The organism is Flavobacterium sp. LMO6 (assembly GCF_009495795.1).
Lineage (GTDB): Bacteria > Bacteroidota > Bacteroidia > Flavobacteriales > Flavobacteriaceae > Flavobacterium.
Genome location: NZ_WIBH01000009.1, coordinates 77,947 through 98,293, shown reverse-complemented (window position 1 = coordinate 98,293; position 20,347 = coordinate 77,947). Strand labels below are relative to the sequence as shown.

Sequence of the window (20,347 nt, the reverse complement as noted above, 5' to 3'; positions counted from 1 at the left end):
ATTCAATAAAAAACAACACTAAAAAAAATCTGCGAATCTGCGGTGAAAACATAAAAACACTATGCGAAATTTATATACAAGCTTATTATTTGTTATCATTGGGTTTTCATCGCAAGCACAAGAACTGCTATCGCTAGAAGATGCCGTTAAAATAGCGTTGGAAAATAATTACGATATTAAAATATCCGAAAATGATTCCAAAATAAACGCTACAAACAACAATTTAGCAAATGCGGGTATGTTACCTTCTTTAAATGCAAATTTTACCAATAATAACAGTCAATTAGACACCAAACAAACACAAGGCGACGGAACCGTTAGACAATTAGATGGTGCTAAAAACATGAACTTAAGCTATGGTGTAGGATTAGATTGGACCATTTTTGATGGTTTAAGCATGTTTGCAAGAAAAGAACAATTAAATGTTTTAGAACAGCAAGGAAAAGCCGAATTACAAGCTGCAATTTTAACTAAAATCAGCGATGTGTATTTAACGTATTTCGATATGGTGCAACAACAACAAGTTATGGCTTCTATCGATACGGCGATTGTAATTTCGAACCAACGATTAACAACCGCACAAAATCGGTTTATTATTGGTAAAGCATCTAAACTTGAAGTATTAAATGCACAAGTAGATTTAAATAGCGATTTAAGTTTACTTTTAAGACAAAAGGAACAATATAAAATTGCAAAAATTAGAATGAATGAATTACTAATACGCGATTTACAAACCGATTTTGTAGTGGCTAATGAGGTTTCATTTGAGCAAAATTTAGATTACAAAGAACTACAAGCAAGTGCAGAAAAACAAAATCCGCAATTGCAATCGCAAATCCTGACTAAAAAAATAGCCGATTTGAATTTGAAACAGGTGAAAGGCAATCGTTATCCTACGGTTCGAATTACTTCGGGTTACAATTTCACACGTTCGGAAGCTTCTTTAGGATTCATCACGCAATCTTCTGGACAAGGTTTTGTATATGGTGTAACAGCAACAGTTCCTATTTTTAATGGCTTTCTTCAAAATAAAAATGAAAAAGCAGCAAAATACCAAGCTGAAAATGCTGGTTTACTTTTAGAACAACAAAAGCTGTCGTTATCTTCGAAATTATCTTCATTATTTACTAGTTTTCAAACTAATTTAGAGCTAATTAAAGTGGAAGAAAAAAACTTAGAAATAGCCAAACAAAACTTAGATATTACAATGGCTAAATTTAAAATTGGAACCATAACTACAATCGAATTTAGAACGGCGCAACAAAATTTTGTAGAAGCAGCCGTTCGCTATTCAAATGCGCAATATGTAACTAAACTTTCCGAAATTAACCTAAAAGAATTAGCAGGCACTTTACAATTAAATTAATATATTTAAACTTTTTACTTCTCACTTTTTACTTTTTACTTACAAATGGTTCAATACAACCCAAAAGACTGGATTACTTTTATATTTCGTTTTCACAAATCGGATACTTTTCGTAAATTAATTCCTATGATGTTACTGATAGGATTATATTCTGGTGGAGTTGCGTATTTGGAACTCGAATATTGGAAACTTTCTGAAACAAGTCATGTAAAAAACCTAAACTTAATGCATACAACAGTAGGTTTTGTATTGTCGTTATTATTGGCATATAGAACCAACACGGCCTATGATAGATGGTGGGAAGGCAGAAAACATTGGGGAGCATTAGTAAATAATAGTAGAAACTTGTCTATCAAATTAGCGGCCTATTTAAAAGAAGAAAACGATAGAACATATTTTAGAAAAGTAATTCCGGCTTATGCCTCTATTTTATCAAAGCATTTGTCAAATGATGAGGTTGGCAAAATGTTATTTGAAGGTTTTGACTTTGATTTTGATCACAACAAACACAAACCCAATCAGGTGGCTAAAATGCTGTTTCAAAAAGCAAATGACTTATATACTTCTGGGAAAATTACGGGAGACCAATTTTACATTATAAATTCAGAATTACAATCATTTACAGATATTTGTGGTGCTTGCGAACGCATTAAAAACACCCCTATTCCCTACTCTTACAGTTCGTTTATCAAAAAATTCATCTTCTTTTTTGTGATGACATTGCCTTTTGGATTTGTATTTAGTTTGGGTTACTACGTAATTCCTGTAGTGATTTTTATCTTCTATGTTTTAGCGAGTTTAGAATTAATCGCCGAAGAAATCGAAGACCCATTTGGCAACGACGCCAACGATTTACCGATGACAAAAATAGCTTCGAATATTAAAAAACACGTGGAAGAGATTTTGTAAGAACTTGGAGGGAATTTGGTATATTTGAGATAAATAAATTTCATTTTAAATAATTACAATGAATGATAAAGAAACTGAAAGGCTTTTAAAAAATTACAGTAACGCTCGAAAAAGTTGGGAAGGTTGGTGTTATTTAAGCAATATTGATTTGAAAGAAAATAATTCTGATATTAAAGTTTTTGTTGATAATAATGAACTCCTATATCATTGTAGATACCTATTATTAAAAGACTTACATATAGAACTTTACAAAACAATAAAAGACAAAGAATCTACTTCGAAAGATAACATTTTTAAATTGCTAAGAAATAAAAATAATGAACAAGCAAAGCTCTTACTAGAAAGTCTTGATAATTTTAAAGCTGAACTAAATTCACTCACTAATATTAGAGATAAATTTTATGCTCATTTAGATGAAAACTATAAAGATTTTTTAGATTCATTTAGTATCGAAGATTATTATAAAACATTTGAATTCATTGAATCTGCAATAATCATATTAGGAAAAGAAAAAGAACTATTGGAAAGTTTAAAACTTATTCCTTCTAGAGATGAATTTAAAATTAAAATAAGTTAACCATGAAAAACCTATTCCGCACCACACTCCTACTCTTCTCGATCGCTTTATTTACAAGCTGTAAACAAGAAACGGTAGCCACTCAAAACGAGTATTTTGCACAATCTTCTGATAGTATTCAAAATGGCGGAGTGAAAGTTATTCCTATTTCCACACCAAAAGGAACATTCAACGTTTGGACGAAGCGCATTGGCAACAATCCAAAAATTAAAGTATTGCTTTTAAATGGCGGACCTGGTGCTACACACGAATACTTTGAATGTTTTGAAAATTTCTTACCTGCTGAAGGCATCGAGTTCATTTATTACGATCAATTAGGTTGCGGAAATGCAGATAATCCGAATGATATTTCCATGTGGGATTTGGCAAGATATGTAGAAGAAGTAGAACAAGTTAGAATAGCTTTAAATTTAAATAAAGACAATTTTTATTTACTTGGCCATTCTTGGGGCGGTATTTTAGCTATGGAATACAGCTTAAAATATCAAAATAATATGAAAGGCTTAATTATTTCTAACATGATGTCTAGCTGCCCAGAATATGGAAAATATGCAGATGATGTGTTGGCAAAACAAATGAATCCTGAAGTGTTAGCTGAAATAATGAAAATTGAAGCCGATAAAGACTTTTCAAATCCGAGATATATGGAATTGTTACTCCCAAATTTCTATGAAAAACATATTCTTCGTTTTTCTGCAAAAGATTGGCCAGAGCCAGTAAATCGTTCGTTTGCTAAAATGAATCAATCGCTTTACGTAACCATGCAAGGTCCGAGTGAATTTGGTATTTCTGGAAAATTAGAAAATTGGGACAGAACAAACGAATTAAAAAATATTACTATTCCAAGTTTGGTTATTGGAGCAACTCATGACACCATGGATCCAAAATTCATGGAAAAAATGAGTACATTATTACCAAAAGGTTCTTTTTTATTATGTTCAAAAGGAAGTCATATGGCATTTTACGATGATCAAAAAACGTATTTTGAAGGATTGATTTCGTTCTTGAAAAAGTAAGTTGCACAGCGTTTCGCAAAGTTAAACAGAACGTTTCACAAAACTTAATTTACACAACTATGTAAACTATGTAAAGTGCAAAGCTTAAAATATCAACACATAGGCATTCTATTGTGCCTATGTGTTTTGTAAAAAGATACAATGTATATTTCCCTCAATGATAACTATATAGAGTATATAAGTTCTTTAAGAAGTTTTAAACATCCAGCTTCCCTCATCCAGCTTCTAGCAATTTAACAAAACTTATCACCAAACTACTGTTCAAAATTTCTAAATTCTAATTTCTAAATTCTAATTTTATAAAGTATCTTTGCCTTTTAAAATTCGATACAAAATGCGTATATCTTACAATTGGCTAAAACAATTTATTAAAACCGAATTAAAATCTGATGAAGTTAGTGATATTCTAACCGATTTAGGTTTGGAAGTAGAAGGTGTAGATAAATTTGAAAGCTTAAAAGGTGGTTTACAAGGAATAGTTGTAGGACATGTTTTAACATGTGAAAAACATCCTGATGCTGATAAATTAAAAATTACAACAGTCGATTTAGGAGACGGAAATGCTCCAGTTCAAATTGTTTGTGGTGCACCAAACGTTGCGGCAGGGCAAAAAGTACCAGTAGCAACTATTGGAACAAAATTGTACGATAAAGAAGGAAATGCTTTTGAAATTAAAAAAGGTAAAATTCGTGGTCAAGAAAGTCACGGAATGATTTGTGCTGAAGACGAATTAGGCTTAGGCGAAAGTCATGACGGAATTTTAATCTTAAACGAAGATTTAAAACCTGGAACTTTAGGTTCTAAAGTTTTTAATATTGAAACCGATGAAGTTTTTGAAATTGGGTTAACACCAAACCGTGCCGATGCTATGTCACATATGGGTGTTGCTCGTGATTTAAAAGCAGGATTATCTCAAAAAGGAATCATTTCAGAGTTAATAACACCATCTGTTAGTAATTTTAAAGTAGAAAAACGTACACTAAAAATTGATGTTAAAGTAGAAAATGAAAAATTAGCACCAAGATATTGTGGTGTTACTATTTCTGGAGTTACCGTAAAAACATCACCAGAATGGTTACAAAACCGGTTAAAAGCAATTGGTTTAACGCCAAAAAATAATATTGTTGACGTTACTAACTACGTTTTACACGAATTAGGACAACCTTTACATGCTTTTGATGCAGCTCAAATTAAAGGCAATAAGGTAATTGTAAAAACCGTTGCGGCTGGAACAAAATTTACTACACTAGATGATATAGAACGTACTTTACACGAAGAAGATTTAATGATATGTGACGAATCTGGACCTATGTGTATTGCAGGAGTTTTTGGTGGTAAAAATTCAGGAGTTTCAGAAAACACACAAGCTATTTTCTTAGAAAGTGCATATTTTAATCCGGTTTCAATTAGAAAAACAGCTAAAAGACATTCCTTAAGTACCGATGCTTCTTTCCGTTTTGAAAGAGGAATTGACCCAACAATAACTGAATATGCATTAAAACGTGCTGCTTTATTAATTCAGGAAGTAGCAGGTGGAGAAATAACTTCTGATATTGTTGATTTATATCCAAAGAAAATAGAAGATTTTAGCGTATTTATCCATTTTGATAAAGTGAATAGAATTATTGGTGAGGAAATTAAACCCGAAACCATTAAGAAAATTCTAGTTTCGCTTGATATAAAAGTTAACTCTATTTCTGATGCTGGTTTAGGATTAACTATTCCCGCTTACCGAGTAGATGTAACTAGAGAAATTGATGTTATCGAAGAAATTCTTCGCGTATATGGATACAACAACATTAAAATTCCTTCTAAATTAAATGCAACTATTGCAAATTCCATAAGAACAGAAGAATTTAATGTTCAAAATATCATTGCAAATCAATTGTGTTCGTTAGGGTTTAATGAAATGATGGCCAACTCATTAACAACACCAGATTATGTAAAACTTTCAGAAAATTTAAAAGAAGAATTTAATGTATTGATGTTAAATCCGTTAAGTAACGATTTATCTGCAATGCGTCAATCTTTATTGTTTTCTGCTTTAGAAGCTGTTTCCTTTAATATCAATAGAAGACGAAGCGATTTAAAGTTTTTTGAATTTGGAAAAACCTATCATAAATTACCGGCAAGTTATGACGAAGAGAAACACTTAACATTAACTGTAACAGGAAACAGAAACAATGAAACATGGGTTAAACCTCAAGAAAAATCAGATTTCTTTTTGTTTAAAGGCTATGTAATATACGTTTTAAGTCGTTTAGGATTAGACAAAAAAGTAGTTTCATTACCATTTGAAAATGATGTTTTTGCAGAAGGATTAGCTTTAGCGGTTGGTAAAGAAGTAATTGTGGAATTTGGAACCATTAAAAAATCAATTTTAAAACATTTCGATATTAAACAAGAAGTGTTGTATGCCGATTTTAATTGGGGGAAAATTCAAAAATATGTTTCCAATAAAATAAAATATACTGATATTCCTAAATATCCAGAAGTTCGTAGAGATTTTGCTTTGCTAGTCGACGAAAACATTCAATTTGAACAAATATTTAATATTGCAAAACAAACCGAAAAAAGCTTATTAAAAGATATCAATTTATTTGACGTTTACCAAGGAAAGAACTTACCAGAAGGAAAAAAATCGTATGCCGTAAGTTTCATTTTACAAGATAATTCTAAAACCTTGACAGATACTCAAATTGATAAAATCATGAGCAAATTACAAGGTAACTTTGAAAGTCAGTTGGGCGCGAGCTTACGCTAGAGTGTTCAGTTTACAGTCGCAGTTTAAAGTATAAAAAACGCCTAATTCAAATGAATCAGGCGTTTTTAATTACAAAATTTCCTCAAAATTCACTATTTTTACCCCATGATAAAAGTCGTACTTATTGGTTCAGGAAATGTGGCGCAGCACTTAATTCAGGTGTTTTTGCAAGCTAAAAATGTAGATTTGGTACAAGCATTTGCTCGTAACCCAAGTCATTTATCACATTTGCTTACTGAGAAAAAAATTACTGCTGATTATCAAAAAATTACAGAAGCCGATTTGTACATAATTTCGGTTTCAGATAATGCTATTGCGGAAGTTTCTGCTCAATTGCCGTTTGAAAATCGTTTGGTGGTGCATACTTCGGGTTCGTCAGAACTTTCTGTATTGAATGATAAAAACAGAAAAGGTGTTTTTTATCCGTTGCAAACCTTCACGAAAGGTAAGGATATCGACTTCGCTCCCATTCCAATTTGTTTGGAAGCTGAAAATGAATCCGATTACCAACTTTTAGAAAAATTAGGGAATTGCATTTCACAAAAAGTAGTTCACATTTCTTCGGAACAACGAAAAAGTTTACACGTAGCTGCTGTTTTTGTATGTAATTTCGTGAATCATTTGTACGAAATCGGAAATGAAATATGCGAAGAAAATAAGGTTCCGTTTGAAGTATTGCATCCGTTAATTCAGGAAACGGCTCATAAAATTACGGAACTTTCGCCAAGAGAAGCACAAACGGGTCCAGCATTACGAAACGACACCAAAACCATTGTAAAACATATAGATTTCTTAGAAAATCCAGAATATAAAAACCTTTATCAATTACTTACACAATCGATTCAACATGTCAAAAAGTTATAAAGAACTCATGAACAATATTACTACGTTTATTTTAGATGTAGATGGTGTATTAACCGATGGAACTATACACGTAACTCCAACAGGCGAAATGCTTCGAAACATGAACATTAGAGACGGTTATGCTATGAAAGCAGCAGTTGAAAATGGTTACACGGTTTGCATTATTTCAGGCGGAAGTAACGAAGGAGTTCGCGTTCGTTTGAGAAATTTAGGAATTACCGATATTCATTTAGGTGTTCCAAATAAAGTAGAAACGTTTAAAGAGTTCACTGATATTTACAATATCAAACCTGAAAATGTGTTATATATGGGAGACGATATTCCCGATTATCACGTAATGCAATTAGTCGGATTACCAACGTGTCCTCAAAACGCTGTTCCTGAAATAAAAGGAATTTCTAAATATGTATCCCATGTAGAAGGTGGAAAAGGTGCCGTTCGTGATGTAATAGAGCAAGTAATGAAAGTTCAAGGCAAATGGATGGAACATTTTGATGCGAAGTTTGATTAATGATAAGTAATCAGTGGTCAGTGTGGAGTGGTCAGTTAAAAAAATTGTATATTAACTATTAATAATTTAGAATGATCTATCAAGATTTATTAGCTTATAAAAAAGGATTTGAAGTTGCAATGGAGATTTTTGAAGTTTCAAAATCATTTCCAAAAGAAGAAACCTATTCACTTACTGACCAAATTAGACGCTCATCTCGAAGTGTTTGTGCAAATATTGCCGAATCTTATCGAAAAAGAGTTTACCCAAAACACTTTCACAGTAAATTAACAGATTGTGATGCCGAAAACTCTGAAACACAAACCTGGTTAGAATTTGCTTATGCATGCAAATACATAAACGAAAACATTTTCAACGAATTAACCGAAAAGAATAAAGAAGTCGGAAAACTAATAAATTATATGCTATTAAATCCAGCAAAATTTGGTGTAAAAACCGAACACTGAACACTGAACACCGAACAATGAACACTGAATACTGAACACTGAATACTGAACACTGAACACCGAACACTGAAACATGAAATACTTAAAACTAATTCGATATCAAAACCTACTTATGCTAGCCTTTATGCAATTGGTATTTCGTTATTTATTTTTAACAAAATCCTATATTTATTTAGCACTAACCGATTTTAATTATGCATTACTAATCATTTCAACAATTTGTATTGCTGCTGGTGGCTATGTCATTAACAATATTATGGATCAAGATACCGATGAAATTGCAAAGCCTCAAAATCGTGTGGTAGGCGTTTCTATTTCTGAAACTGTGGCTTATAATTGGTATATTGGATTAACAATAATTGGAGTTGGAATTGGTTTTTATTTATCAAATGTTATTTATAAACCTACTTTTGCTTCGATGTTTATTTTGGTGGCTACTTTACTTTATGTATATGCAACAAATTTAAAGCAAATTCCAGTTTTAGGGAATATCATTGTTGCCTTTTTACTATCAATAAGTATTGTTATTATTGCGTTATTTGATGTTTTCCCTGCAACTGATTCCGAAAATAAAATAAGAATGGGAGAAGTTTTTGGAATTTTAATTGATTATGCCATTTTTGCTTTTATCATTAATTTAATTCGTGAAATTATTAAAGATTTAGAAGATTTAGATGGCGATTATCAAACAGGAATTAATACTTTACCAATTGCCATAGGAATTAATAAAACTAAAATTATTGTAAGTATCTTAACGGTTATTGCTGTTGTAATTTTAGCCTACTATGTAAAAACATATTTATTTGAATTAGATTACGTTGTCTATTATGCCTTGGCTTTAATTATTGGACCACTACTCTATTTTGGAGTAAGATTACAAACGGCAAAAGAGAAAAAAGAATTCCATCATTTGAGTTTAGTTTTAAAATTAATTTTATTCTTTGGAATTATTTCAATTGCTGTTATTGTATATAATTTAAAACTATCTCATGCTTAAAGAAAAATTAAATGCTTGCCAAATTATTTTAGCTTCTGGTTCACCAAGAAGGCAGCAGTTCTTTAAAGAAATGGATTTACATTACACCATTCGATTAAAAGAAATTGAAGAAATATATCCAGAACATTTAAAAGCTAATGAAATTACCGATTTTTTAGCTGAGTTAAAAGCCAATGCTTTTGAAAATGAGTTGCAAGAAAATGATGTTTTAGTAACCAGCGATACAATAGTTTGGTTGGAAGGAAAAGCGTTAGGCAAACCAAAAGACTATAACGATGCTTTTAAAATGTTGCAACAATTATCCAATCAAACACACGAAGTAATTACTTCAGTTTGTTTAAAATCTGTTAAAAAAACAGAAGTTTTTAATTGTATTACCAAAGTAACTTTTGCAACTTTATCAGACGAAGCAATTTGCTATTATTTAGACAATTACCAACCATTTGATAAAGCCGGAAGTTATGGTATACAAGATTGGATTGGCTTAATTGGTATTTCCAAAATTGAAGGCTCGTACACTAACGTAGTAGGATTACCAACCGATATGTTATTTCAAAAACTAATGGAATATGCTTGAACTAATAAATAATCCGTATTTACACGAAGAAATTGCAACACTAGTTGTACTCTTTGTCTATATCATTTTGCGAATAAGTATTGCTAAATTAGTGAGACGGTTTGCCCGATTAAACGAAGTTTTAGAACATCGTACAAACTTAATTATCAAGTACATAAACTTATTATTAGTTATTTTAGCACTAATTTCTGTGACTATTATTTGGGGAGTAAAAAAAGATCAAATTTTATTATTTATTTCTTCTGTTTTTGCTGTTGTAGGTGTAGCATCCTTTGCTCAATGGTCTATTTTAAGTAACATTACAGCCGGAATTATAATTTTCTTTTCTTATCCGTTCAAAATTGGAGATAAAATCAAGATTCACGATAAAGATTTTCCTATTGAAGGTGAAATAGATGATATTAAAGCATTTTATATTATTTTAAAATCATCTGATGGAGAAACCATTACTTATCCAAATAACTTATTAATGCAAAAAGGAATTTCGGTAATCTATAAACCAACAGAAGAAAAAGAATTTTTTGATTAAATATGAATAATAAATTACTTCCTCAATACGCAATAGAATTTGATATAAATGAAGCAGATAGTTCTATTGTAATTCAATCAATAGAATATGCATTTAAGCAATTAAATTGGGAAATAGTACATTCAAAAGACAATTCTATTCAAGGCCATACATCGCTTTCGTTGAGTTCTTGGGGCGAATCTATTTCAATAGAAATTAAAAACGCTAAAGTAAGCATAGAAAGTAAATGTATTGGAAATCAGTTATTTGATTGGGGCAAAAATAAAAAAAATGTTGAAAATTTACTTCAACAAATTAAACAATACGAACAAAATGAATTTTCAATTAATGAAGTTCAAATTAGCACAAATTCAAACAATAATTTTGAATCGATAAGTAGAAAGAAAAATAATTTTAAAGATTTTTTACAAGTTTTTGTACCAACAAAAGACTACTTCTTTACTCCTATTTTAATTTTCTTAAATATTTTAGTCTTCATTATAATGGCTATAGATGGGACTAATATTATTTCACCTGAAGCGAAAGATTTAATTAAATGGGGAGCTAACGAAAGATCACTAACATTAAATGGTGAAATTTGGAGATTATTTTCATGTATTTTTATTCATATTGGAATCATTCATTTGATTATGAATTTGTATGCATTAATTTTTATTGGAAGTATTTTAGAACCAATTATTGGTAAATATAAATTCATTACTGGATATTTAATAACCGGATTTATTGCCAGTACAGCTAGTTTATGGTGGAATACATTTTCGTTAAGTGCTGGAGCATCGGGAGCAATATTTGGATTATTTGGTATTTTTTTAGCACTTTTAACCACCAACTATTTAGATAAGTCAACAAGGAAATTGATGTTAACTTATATCTTTATTTATATTGGAATCAATTTAATTAGTGGATTAAAAGAAGGAATTGATGGAGCAGCCCATTTAGGTGGGTTAATTTCTGGATTGATTTTTGGCTATGCATTTTACTATGGTTTATTAAACAAAGATTCTAAAGAAATTAATTATTGGATTTTAGGAATCATTTCATTTTTAGGAATTTCTTGTTCTTTTTTAGTTCTTAAAAAAATACCAAATCCAATTCAACATTATAAAAAAGCTTATGGCAACGAAATGAATTATTTTAATTTATATGAGTTTAAAATGAAAGATTTTGAAATGAATGAAAATCTTGCTTTGGAAATTCAAAATAAAATTGGCATGAATAAAGAAGAAATGCTAAATTATATTGATAACCACACTTTATATTATTGGGATAAGAATTTAAAGATTGTAAAAGAGGTTGAAAAATATAGTATTCCTGAAGAAGCTTTAGAAAGAAATGCTTTAGTAAAAGAGTATGTTTTGCTTAGAATAAAGCAAACCAAATTGATAAGAGAAAAAATAAAAACAGAGTCTGATAAATTTGATAAAAAATTAATAGAAACCAATCAGGAAATTGATAATATAGTTCAAACTATTGTCAACTTATAAAATAGTGTTAAAAAGGAGGTGTTTAAAACTTCCTTTTTTTTATTTCCTTATTTTTGAAACAAATCATAAAAAATGAACAGAAGAATTACTTCCATATTTATATTTTTAATTTCATTAGTTGCATTTGCCCAAGCACCACAAAAGCTAAACGCTGTAGAAATTTATGAGCAAGTACAAAAACTTAATTTTTTAGGTAAAGTTTTATATGTAGCAGCTCATCCTGATGATGAAAACACAAAACTTATTACCTATTTTTCCAATTATTATCATGCGCAAACTGCCTATTTATCATTAACACGTGGCGATGGCGGTCAAAATTTAATAGGAACTGAACTGAGAGAAAAATTAGGAGCAATAAGAACACAAGAGCTTTTAGCTGCCAGACGAATTGATGGTGGCGAACAGTTTTTTACTCGTGCCAATGATTTCGGTTTTTCTAAAGAACCAAACGAAACCTTTGCTATTTGGAACAAAAACGAAGTAATGGAAGATGTAATTCAAGTAATTGAAACATTTCGTCCCGACATTATTGTGAATCGTTTTAGCCATAACACGCCTGGAACAACTCACGGACATCATACAGCTTCGGCTATGTTAAGTATTGAAGCATTTGATTTGGTTAAATATAAACCAAAACGTATCTTTTTTAATACCTCATGGTGGTTTTACGGAAGTCAGGAAGCGTTTGATGCAGCTGATAAATCTAAATTATTATCCATTAACTCTAACGTATTTTATCCGCTAAAAGGAAAAAGTAATAACGAAATTGCAGCTTTAAGCAGAAGTCAGCACAAATGCCAAGGTTTTGGAACTTTAGGTAGTCGTGGTGATGAAACAGAATATTTAGAACTGCTAAAAGGAAACTTGCCTAGCAACAACAATTTATTTGAAGGAATTGACACCTCTTGGAACCGAGTAAAAGGCGGAACTGAAATAGGAAAAATAGTAAATGAAATTGAAAAGAATTTCAATTTCGGGAATCCTGCGGTTCATATTCCAAATTTGATAAAAGCGTATGAATTAATTCAGAAATTAGAAGATACGCATTGGAAAGAAATCAAATCAAAACAAATTATTAAAATTATAGAAGCCTGTAGCGGCTTATTTATGGAAGCAATCGCTAATACAGAAACTACAACTAAAGATAGTAATTTTGACCTTAATATTGAAGTAATCAATCGAAGTCAATCGAATGTAAAATTAGTTTCAGTGAATGTTCTACATATTAAAAATGAAACTAAAAATACGGTATTAAAAAATAATGAAAAACTAAATTTTCAAATTAAAGATGTTCAAATTGGAGACAACGCTGATTTGTCAAACTTATTTTGGTTAAAAGAAAAACAAACTGAAGGAATGTATCAAGTTCCTAATAAATCGATTCGAATTCTGCCTGAAATTTCTTCTAATTTCCCAGTAGTATTTACAATTGAAATTGAAGGAAAAACCATTGATATTGTTAAAAACATTTGTTACAAATTCAACAATCCTGATGATGGTGAAACCTATGTTCCGTTTACTGTTTTGCCAGCTGTAACTTCAACTATTGAACCAAAAGTTATAATCTTTAATTCGACACAACCAAAAGAAATTACAGTAGAAATAAAAGCACATAAATCAAAAGTTTCCGGAAAATTGTCTTTAGATATTCCTTCCGATTGGAAAGTAATTCCTAAGGAAATTCCGTTTGAAATTGCATCAAAAAATGAAGATAAAAAATTTACTTTTACGCTTTATCCTACTAAAAATGAAATTACCTCTAAAATCGCAGCCAAAGTTCAAATAGGCAATGAAATTAATGATAAAGAATTAATTACAATTCAATATCCGCATATTCCAAAACAAACTATTTTAGTGAATTCAGAATCTAAAATTGTTAAACTTGACATTGAAGTAAAAGGAAAAAACATTGGCTATATAATGGGAGCTGGTGATGAAGTTAATACAAGTTTAGAAAATTTAGGATTTACTGTTACTACCATTAACCCAACTGAAATAACTGACGACTATTTAAAACGTTTTGATGCTGTTTTATTAGGAATTCGGGCTTTTAATGTAGTTGACGAACTAAAATATAAAAACAAAATATTGTTTAATTATGTATCAAATGGCGGCAATTTAATTGTGCAATACAATACCACTAATAATTTGGTTACAAAAGAGATTGCTCCTTATGAATTAGTGCTTTCGAGAGATCGAGTTACCGATGAAAATGCAAAAGTTACTTTCTTAGAAAAAAATCATAAAGTACTTAACGAACCAAATAAAATTACCGAAAAAGATTTCACGGGTTGGGTACAAGAACAAGGATTATATTATCCAAACAAATGGAGCAACGAATTTATTCCTATTTTAGCATCAAACGATGAAGGAGAAACATCTAAAACAGGTGCTTTAGTTATTGCAAAATATGGTAAAGGCAATTATATTTATACCGGATTAAGTTTTTTTAGAGAATTACCTCAAGGTGTTAATGGAGCATATAGATTATTAGCCAATATGATTGCTTTAGATAAATAAACGAGTATGAACAAAGAAAAACATCAATGGAAAAAAAGTTATAGCATTGTTTTAATTTTGAATGCTATATTTATTCTTATTTTCTATTTACTAATGGAAATCTATACCTAATATGGAAATTTTAGATTGGATTGTATTATCCGCTACCCTATTTTTTATTGTTGTTTATGGTGTAATGAAAACCAAAGGCAGCGCCAATGTAGAAGATTATCTTTTAGATAATAATCAAACACCTTGGTTTACTGTTGGAATCTCTGTTATGGCTACACAAGCCAGCGCCATTACTTTTTTATCAACACCAGGACAAGCCTATCATGACGGAATGGGATTTGTGCAGTTCTATTTTGGTCTTCCTTTAGCCATGATTGTTATTGCTTACACTTTTATACCTATTTATCATCGATTAAAAGTTTTTACGGCTTACGAATACTTAGAACAACGTTTTAATGTTGAAACCCGAACTTTAGCCGCAATTTTATTCTTAATTCAACGAGGATTAGGAACCGGAATTACTATTTATGCCCCTTCGATAATTTTATCTGCTCTTTTAGGTTGGAATTTAACTTTTCTAAATATTATCATTGGAATATTAGTTATCATTTATACCGTTACAGGAGGAACAAAAGCAGTAAACATGACTCAAAAACAACAAATGTTTGTTATTATGTCGGGAATGTTTATAATTTTCTTTTACATCTTAGCCAATTTGCCAGAAGATGTTGATTTCTCTAATGTGCTGCACATAGCAGGTGCAAATGGAAAAATGGATATTTTAGATTTTTCTTATAATCCAGAAACACGCTATACGTTTTGGAGTGGAATTACTGGAGGATTTTTCTTAATGCTTTCGTATTTTGGAACAGATCAATCGCAAGTAGGACGCTATTTATCTGGGAAATCAATAAAAGAAAGTCAAATGGGATTAATTATGAATGGAATTTTGAAAGTTCCGATGCAATTTTTTATCTTATTGACAGGAGTTTTAGTTTTTGTTTTCTTTCAGTTTAATGATGCACCATTACACTTTAATCCTACTAATGTAGAAAAAGTAAGAGCATCTGAGCAAAAAGAAGCTTATGAAAATTTAGAACAAAAATTAGTTCAATTGAACACCGATAAAAAAATTGTAAACCAAATTTATATTGAACAATTAAAGCACAATGAATACGACAACCCTATTCTAAAAAAACAAATGATTGCCCTTTCTTTAAAGGAGAAAGATTTAAGAGAAAAAGCTAAAGTTGTCATTTCTAAAGTTGATGGAAAAACAGAAACTAATGATAAAGATTATGTTTTTTTATATTTCATTCTAAACTATTTACCTAAAGGCTTACTAGGATTGTTATTAGCCGTTATATTTAGTGCTGCTATGTCGTCAAGCGCTTCCGGATTAAATTCTTTAGCAGCAACATCTGCAATAGATATTTATAAACGAAACGTAAATGCAAAATCAGACAAACACTATGTATATGCTACCCAATATTTTACTTTTTTTTGGGGATTGGTTGCCATAGGATTTGCTTGTATAAGTTCGTTATTTGAAAATTTAATTCAATTAGTAAACATCATTGGGTCTATATTTTATGGAACCGTATTAGGAATTTTCTTAATTGGATTTTATATTAATTACATTAAAGGAAAAGCCGTTTTTATTTCAGCTTGTATAAGTCAACTTACTATATTTTATATTTTTTACTTAGATATCGTTGGCTATTTATGGTTAAATTTTATTGGAGCGATACTAACAATTGTGTTATCATTACTACTTCAAAAAACGTTTAATAAATCAGACGCATAAAATAAAAAAGAGTGTTGAAATATATATTCAACACTCTTTTTTCCCCTATAAACAAAAAACTATATTACTGACAATTTGCTTCTGATTGAACAAATAAACTCATATTACTTGGTGAAACATAAGGAATATCTAATCCTAACCCACGAATAATAAATAACATTCCAATTATTACCGCAACAAAAGGAATGGCCTTTTGAATGGTTCCTCTAAAAGAAAAGGAAATTAAATTAGAAATATAAACAACGGCAGTTAACATTGGTATTGTTCCTAAACCAAATAGAATCATGTACATAACTCCTAATGAAAGACTTTGCATGGCGATTGCTCCAAAAATTGCAACATAAACCATTCCGCAAGGCAAAAAACCGTTTAATAAACCAATAGTAAATAACGATTTATAACTTTTGTTTTTAAACTGTTGTCCTAAATTAGATTTTACTTTTGTTATAATTTTATATACTGGTTTAGAAAAATTGTATTTAGCAAATACTTTTTCAGGTACTAAGGCTACAACGATCATTAAAATACCAACAAGAATAGATAATTGCTGTTGCATTCCGGCTAAGTAGAAAGTTTTTCCTAATAACCCAAATACCAATCCTAAAATTGCATAGGCCGTTAATTTACCAATATGATAGGTTATAATTTGGGTGATTTTTTTGGCTTCATTACTTCTATCTACAGGTAACATCATAGCTATTGGACCACACATTCCTATGCAGTGAAAGCTACTAATTAACCCAAATATGAAAGCCGAGTATAACATCAATTACAAATTTTAAATGCAATCCCGAAGCTTCGGGACAAGTTCAAAAATCAATAATACAATTTAATCAATTTTAAACGAATCTTTGTTTAAATATTTTACACCATCGTATTCCCAATCGATAGAAATGTCCCAAAGACCGCCTACCAAATTACTTTTAGGTATGAGCAAATGTGGATTAGAAAGTGAAATCGGAATTTCAAAATCTAATTTTTGGCTTGACGGTCTATAAAAGGACACTTTTCCATTTATTTTTGAATAATCAAAATCAGAAGGAAACTTAATTTTAATTCCTTCTTTTGTGTTTTCAATAGTTACTTTATTTTTTAATGCCTTAGCATTTTCTTGTTTTTCTATATCTACTTGAACTGTTGTTTCTTTTTTATAATAATCTTCTACAACTAACTCATTGTCATATTTATTATTTGATTGTACTTTATATACATAAGACAAAATAAAAGTCATAAAAAGTGCAAAAGCAATAACAATTCCTGTTCCCCAATTAAATTTCATAATAGTGTAATTTTTATTTTAATTAAAATTTCTTGGTCCTTGAAAATTAGTTGATGTTTCTTCTATCAATTTATTTCCATTATACAATTCCAATTTTAAATGAACTTTTTCTTCTTTTAATAAGTTTTCGGGAATATCAATGTATAAAGTTCCGCTTGCTAATCCTTGTTTAGGTACTTTAATTACAGAACCTCCAACCAATTTTATTTCGCCTTTATAATTAACAATTTTAACCGTTACATTATCAAAATTTTGCTCTGTTTTGTTTACCACTTTAAAAGTGTAAAAATTTCTAATATTTTCTCCATTATGCTGAAACAATTGACCAGACATTGGTAAAAAATTTGCCTCAACATCATTTCGTAAAAATAACATTCCAATTAAAATTCCGATTAGTAAAGTTAAAACTGAAATGTAACCTTTCATTCGAAGTGTTAATTTAAACTTGTCTTTTTTTACAATTTCATCTTCACTTGCATAACGTATTAAACCTTTAGGCAAACCTACTTTTTCCATGATGATGTCGCATTCATCAATACAAGCGGTACAATTAATACATTCTAACTGAGTTCCGTTTCTGATATCAATACCTGTTGGGCAAACTACAACGCATTGATTACAATCTATACAATCTCCTTTACCTGTTTCTTCTCTGTTTTCTCTTTTATCCCATTTAGCTCTTCCTGTTTTCCCTTCACCTCTAACATGGTCATAAGCTACATTTATAGATTTGTTATCTAATAAAACACCTTGCATTCTACCGTATGGACAAGCAATAATACAAACTTGTTCTCTAAACCAAGCAAAAACAAAATAGAAAACTCCTGTAAAAATCAATAAGGCAATAAGTGTACTCATATTAGTTGCAGGACCTTCGGTAATCATCTTTATTAGTTCGTCACTGCTAATTAAATACGCTAAAAAAACATTGGCAATAAAGAATGAAAAAATAAAAAAGACAATCCATTTAGTAACTCTTTTTCTTATTTTTTCAGCATCCCACTTTTGTTTTGCTAATCGTATTTGTGCACCTCTGTCTCCATCAATCCAATATTCTATACGTCTAAAAACCATTTCCATGAAAATAGTTTGCGGACAAAACCAACCACAAAAAATTCTACCAAATGCAACTGTAAAAAGAGTTAATCCAACAACTCCAACAATCATTGAAATTACAAATAAATGAAAATCTTGAGGCCAAAATGCAAATCCGAAAATACTAAAACGTCTTTCTAGTACATTAAACATTAAAAATTGATTTCCTCTTATTTTTATAAAAGGAGAAGCAATTAAAAAAACCAAAAGAAAATAACTTAATAATTTTCTTTTTTCGTAAAATGGTCCAGAAGGTTTCTTTGGATGGATAAAATTTCTATTTCCATCTGCATTTATTGTTGCAATTGAATCTCTAAAACTATCGTCTGGTATATTTGACATGATTATTCTCTTTTTAGTTAAAAAAGGTTTTGAGAAGTTCTCAAAACCTTTTAAAAACTACATTATTTTTTTATTGGATCTTCTACTTTAGTTGAATCAGAAACTACTACTTCTGGAGTTGCTTCCACTATTTCTTCTTTCCATATTTCTCCTTCAGCGGCTTTAGCTCCTGCAGGATTAGTTCCTTTTAATGTTAATATATAACTAGCAATATTTTGAATATCTGAAGAAGAAAGATTAGATTTCCAAGCTACCATTGAAGGATTGTTTTTACTTCCTTCTGAAATTAATTTGAAAATATTTTTAATTCCTCCTCCATTAATCCAATGGTCATCTGTTAAATTTGGACCTACTAAACCTCCACCATCGGCTTTATGACAGGCTGCACAAGCATTTGTAAAAATTTCTTTTCCTTTTGCTAAATTTGTAGCATCTGTTAAAGCTACTACTGTTTCATAACTTACTTCGTCGGCAGCATTTTTAGGCAATTTAGATTTCTCTAATTCAGCTAATTTTACTTCATTTTTAAATTCTTGTTCTTGGTCATATTCATTCATTACATGGAAACGAACCATATAAACCAATGCAAAAATAATTGTACCATAAAACAAATATACCCACCAAGGAGGTAATACATTATCTAGTTCTTTAATACCATCATAATCATGGTCTAACATAATGTCTTCTTCTCTTTCAATTTCTTTAGATCGAGTAAGTTTTTTTACCAAATTTTGGTACCATTGACTTTGTGTAAAAGAAACCGATTGAGCGTTTGCTAATTGATTCTTTTGTTCTTCTGTTAATAAATGATAAGTAACTTTATCAACAGCATCAATTACAATTTCTATTGCAATTAATAAAAAAAGGAATACTCCTAAAAATAAAGCAACCATAGGAAACTTTATAAAAGCTGGCCTATCTCCTGAATCGATAAAATATTCCAAAGCTGCAAATACAATTGCAAATAGTAATGGAACTCTTACGTATGCTGGAATTAATTTTTTCATATGTAAAAAATTTTGATGTTAAAAGAATCTGAACAATCATGAAATTTAACTTCATGATTGATTCAGTTTCTATCTAATTATAAATTATGACTATTCGTCGTTTAATGGCATTTCACTTATTTCTTTAATTTTCTCTTTACTATATGTAAAAGCCCAAACTGTGAACAATACAAACGCTGTAAAGAAAATTGTTAATGAAATAATAGGATAAATTTCAACCCCTGATATAGTTTCCAAATTATGTTTAATAAACTTTAGCATAACAA

General features: G+C 30.1%; 19 protein-coding genes. 14 read left to right on the top strand and 5 right to left on the bottom strand.

Annotation, left to right across the window (positions count from 1 at the left end; genetic code table 11):
* The first annotated feature begins 61 nt into the window (after positions 1-61).
* The 14 genes from GFJ99_RS10415 (at position 62) to GFJ99_RS10350 (ending at position 16,358) form a co-directional block, all read left to right on the top strand.
* On the top strand, positions 62-1,366 hold the full coding sequence (locus GFJ99_RS10415; RefSeq protein ID WP_153208650.1) for a TolC family protein: 1,305 nt from the start codon (positions 62-64) through the stop codon (positions 1,364-1,366).
* Between the two features lie 45 nt (positions 1,367-1,411).
* A complete protein-coding gene (locus tag GFJ99_RS10410; protein WP_153208649.1) occupies positions 1,412-2,275 on the top strand; it encodes a bestrophin family protein in 864 nt (287 codons plus the stop codon).
* Between the two features lie 58 nt (positions 2,276-2,333).
* On the top strand, positions 2,334-2,852 hold the full coding sequence (locus tag GFJ99_RS10405) for a hypothetical protein (protein ID WP_153208648.1): 519 nt from the start codon (positions 2,334-2,336) through the stop codon (positions 2,850-2,852).
* Between the two features lie 2 nt (positions 2,853-2,854).
* A complete protein-coding gene (locus tag GFJ99_RS10400) occupies positions 2,855-3,868 on the top strand; it encodes a proline iminopeptidase-family hydrolase (RefSeq protein WP_153208647.1) in 1,014 nt (337 codons plus the stop codon).
* Between the two features lie 334 nt (positions 3,869-4,202).
* Positions 4,203-6,632, top strand: a complete 2,430-nt coding sequence (gene pheT, locus GFJ99_RS10395; protein WP_153208646.1) for a phenylalanine--tRNA ligase subunit beta — start codon at positions 4,203-4,205, stop codon at positions 6,630-6,632.
* 105 nt (positions 6,633-6,737) lie between these two features.
* Positions 6,738-7,496, top strand: coding sequence for a Rossmann-like and DUF2520 domain-containing protein (locus GFJ99_RS10390; protein ID WP_153208645.1), 759 nt, complete (start codon positions 6,738-6,740; stop codon positions 7,494-7,496).
* On the top strand, positions 7,480-8,007 hold the full coding sequence (locus GFJ99_RS10385) for an HAD family hydrolase (protein ID WP_153208644.1): 528 nt from the start codon (positions 7,480-7,482) through the stop codon (positions 8,005-8,007). Before GFJ99_RS10390 ends, GFJ99_RS10385 begins: the two co-directional genes overlap by 17 nt.
* A 71-nt stretch (positions 8,008-8,078) precedes the next feature.
* Positions 8,079-8,453: a four helix bundle protein gene (locus GFJ99_RS10380; RefSeq protein WP_008258118.1), complete on the top strand. Its 375-nt coding sequence runs from the start codon at positions 8,079-8,081 to the stop codon at positions 8,451-8,453.
* Positions 8,454-8,526: 73 nt separating this feature from the next.
* Positions 8,527-9,450: a geranylgeranylglycerol-phosphate geranylgeranyltransferase gene (locus GFJ99_RS10375; protein WP_153208643.1), complete on the top strand. Its 924-nt coding sequence runs from the start codon at positions 8,527-8,529 to the stop codon at positions 9,448-9,450.
* Positions 9,443-10,027 carry a Maf-like protein gene (locus GFJ99_RS10370; protein ID WP_153208642.1) on the top strand — a complete coding sequence of 195 codons (585 nt, stop codon included), beginning with the start codon at positions 9,443-9,445 and terminating at the stop codon, positions 10,025-10,027. Before GFJ99_RS10375 ends, GFJ99_RS10370 begins: the two co-directional genes overlap by 8 nt.
* Entirely contained in the window at positions 10,020-10,556 is a 537-nt protein-coding gene (locus GFJ99_RS10365) for a mechanosensitive ion channel domain-containing protein (RefSeq protein WP_008258111.1), read from the top strand. Before GFJ99_RS10370 ends, GFJ99_RS10365 begins: the two co-directional genes overlap by 8 nt.
* A gap of 2 nt (positions 10,557-10,558) precedes the next feature.
* Positions 10,559-12,040 carry a rhomboid family intramembrane serine protease gene (locus GFJ99_RS10360; protein WP_153208641.1) on the top strand — a complete coding sequence of 494 codons (1,482 nt, stop codon included), beginning with the start codon at positions 10,559-10,561 and terminating at the stop codon, positions 12,038-12,040.
* Positions 12,041-12,112: 72 nt separating this feature from the next.
* The gene (locus tag GFJ99_RS10355) at positions 12,113-14,560 is read left to right on the top strand and encodes a PIG-L family deacetylase (RefSeq protein ID WP_153208640.1); all 2,448 of its coding nucleotides are present in this window, start codon (positions 12,113-12,115) and stop codon (positions 14,558-14,560) included.
* 112 nt (positions 14,561-14,672) lie between these two features.
* Positions 14,673-16,358 carry a sodium:solute symporter gene (locus GFJ99_RS10350; RefSeq protein ID WP_153208639.1) on the top strand — a complete coding sequence of 562 codons (1,686 nt, stop codon included), beginning with the start codon at positions 14,673-14,675 and terminating at the stop codon, positions 16,356-16,358.
* A 64-nt stretch (positions 16,359-16,422) separates the two neighbouring features.
* On the opposite strand, the gene GFJ99_RS10345 is transcribed toward GFJ99_RS10350, so the two are convergent.
* From GFJ99_RS10345 to GFJ99_RS10325, 5 genes are all read right to left on the bottom strand, one after another.
* Positions 16,423-17,124 carry a sulfite exporter TauE/SafE family protein gene (locus GFJ99_RS10345; RefSeq protein WP_153208679.1) on the bottom strand — a complete coding sequence of 234 codons (702 nt, stop codon included), beginning with the start codon at positions 17,122-17,124 and terminating at the stop codon, positions 16,423-16,425.
* Positions 17,125-17,187: 63 nt separating this feature from the next.
* The gene (locus tag GFJ99_RS10340) at positions 17,188-17,637 is read right to left on the bottom strand and encodes a FixH family protein (RefSeq protein WP_153208638.1); all 450 of its coding nucleotides are present in this window, start codon (positions 17,635-17,637) and stop codon (positions 17,188-17,190) included.
* A gap of 18 nt (positions 17,638-17,655) precedes the next feature.
* Positions 17,656-19,074: a cytochrome c oxidase accessory protein CcoG gene (gene ccoG, locus GFJ99_RS10335; protein WP_153208637.1), complete on the bottom strand. Its 1,419-nt coding sequence runs from the start codon at positions 19,072-19,074 to the stop codon at positions 17,656-17,658.
* A 62-nt stretch (positions 19,075-19,136) separates the two neighbouring features.
* Positions 19,137-20,081 carry a cbb3-type cytochrome c oxidase N-terminal domain-containing protein gene (locus tag GFJ99_RS10330; protein ID WP_008257778.1) on the bottom strand — a complete coding sequence of 315 codons (945 nt, stop codon included), beginning with the start codon at positions 20,079-20,081 and terminating at the stop codon, positions 19,137-19,139.
* A gap of 90 nt (positions 20,082-20,171) precedes the next feature.
* Positions 20,172-20,342, bottom strand: coding sequence for a cytochrome c oxidase subunit IV (locus GFJ99_RS10325; protein WP_040470971.1), 171 nt, complete (start codon positions 20,340-20,342; stop codon positions 20,172-20,174).
* Positions 20,343-20,347 lie beyond the last annotated feature (5 nt).

Coding starts and splice junctions, on each gene's coding strand:
- GFJ99_RS10415 (WP_153208650.1), top strand. CDS start 62: ATGCGAAATTTATATACAAGCTTATTATTTGTTATCATTGGGTTTTCA.
- GFJ99_RS10410 (WP_153208649.1), top strand. CDS start 1,412: ATGGTTCAATACAACCCAAAAGACTGGATTACTTTTATATTTCGTTTT.
- GFJ99_RS10405 (WP_153208648.1), top strand. CDS start 2,334: ATGAATGATAAAGAAACTGAAAGGCTTTTAAAAAATTACAGTAACGCT.
- GFJ99_RS10400 (WP_153208647.1), top strand. CDS start 2,855: ATGAAAAACCTATTCCGCACCACACTCCTACTCTTCTCGATCGCTTTA.
- pheT (WP_153208646.1), top strand. CDS start 4,203: ATGCGTATATCTTACAATTGGCTAAAACAATTTATTAAAACCGAATTA.
- GFJ99_RS10390 (WP_153208645.1), top strand. CDS start 6,738: ATGATAAAAGTCGTACTTATTGGTTCAGGAAATGTGGCGCAGCACTTA.
- GFJ99_RS10385 (WP_153208644.1), top strand. CDS start 7,480: ATGTCAAAAAGTTATAAAGAACTCATGAACAATATTACTACGTTTATT.
- GFJ99_RS10380 (WP_008258118.1), top strand. CDS start 8,079: ATGATCTATCAAGATTTATTAGCTTATAAAAAAGGATTTGAAGTTGCA.
- GFJ99_RS10375 (WP_153208643.1), top strand. CDS start 8,527: ATGAAATACTTAAAACTAATTCGATATCAAAACCTACTTATGCTAGCC.
- GFJ99_RS10370 (WP_153208642.1), top strand. CDS start 9,443: ATGCTTAAAGAAAAATTAAATGCTTGCCAAATTATTTTAGCTTCTGGT.
- GFJ99_RS10365 (WP_008258111.1), top strand. CDS start 10,020: ATGCTTGAACTAATAAATAATCCGTATTTACACGAAGAAATTGCAACA.
- GFJ99_RS10360 (WP_153208641.1), top strand. CDS start 10,559: ATGAATAATAAATTACTTCCTCAATACGCAATAGAATTTGATATAAAT.
- GFJ99_RS10355 (WP_153208640.1), top strand. CDS start 12,113: ATGAACAGAAGAATTACTTCCATATTTATATTTTTAATTTCATTAGTT.
- GFJ99_RS10350 (WP_153208639.1), top strand. CDS start 14,673: ATGGAAATTTTAGATTGGATTGTATTATCCGCTACCCTATTTTTTATT.
- GFJ99_RS10345 (WP_153208679.1), bottom strand. CDS start 17,124: ATGTTATACTCGGCTTTCATATTTGGGTTAATTAGTAGCTTTCACTGC.
- GFJ99_RS10340 (WP_153208638.1), bottom strand. CDS start 17,637: ATGAAATTTAATTGGGGAACAGGAATTGTTATTGCTTTTGCACTTTTT.
- ccoG (WP_153208637.1), bottom strand. CDS start 19,074: ATGTCAAATATACCAGACGATAGTTTTAGAGATTCAATTGCAACAATA.
- GFJ99_RS10330 (WP_008257778.1), bottom strand. CDS start 20,081: ATGAAAAAATTAATTCCAGCATACGTAAGAGTTCCATTACTATTTGCA.
- GFJ99_RS10325 (WP_040470971.1), bottom strand. CDS start 20,342: ATGCTAAAGTTTATTAAACATAATTTGGAAACTATATCAGGGGTTGAA.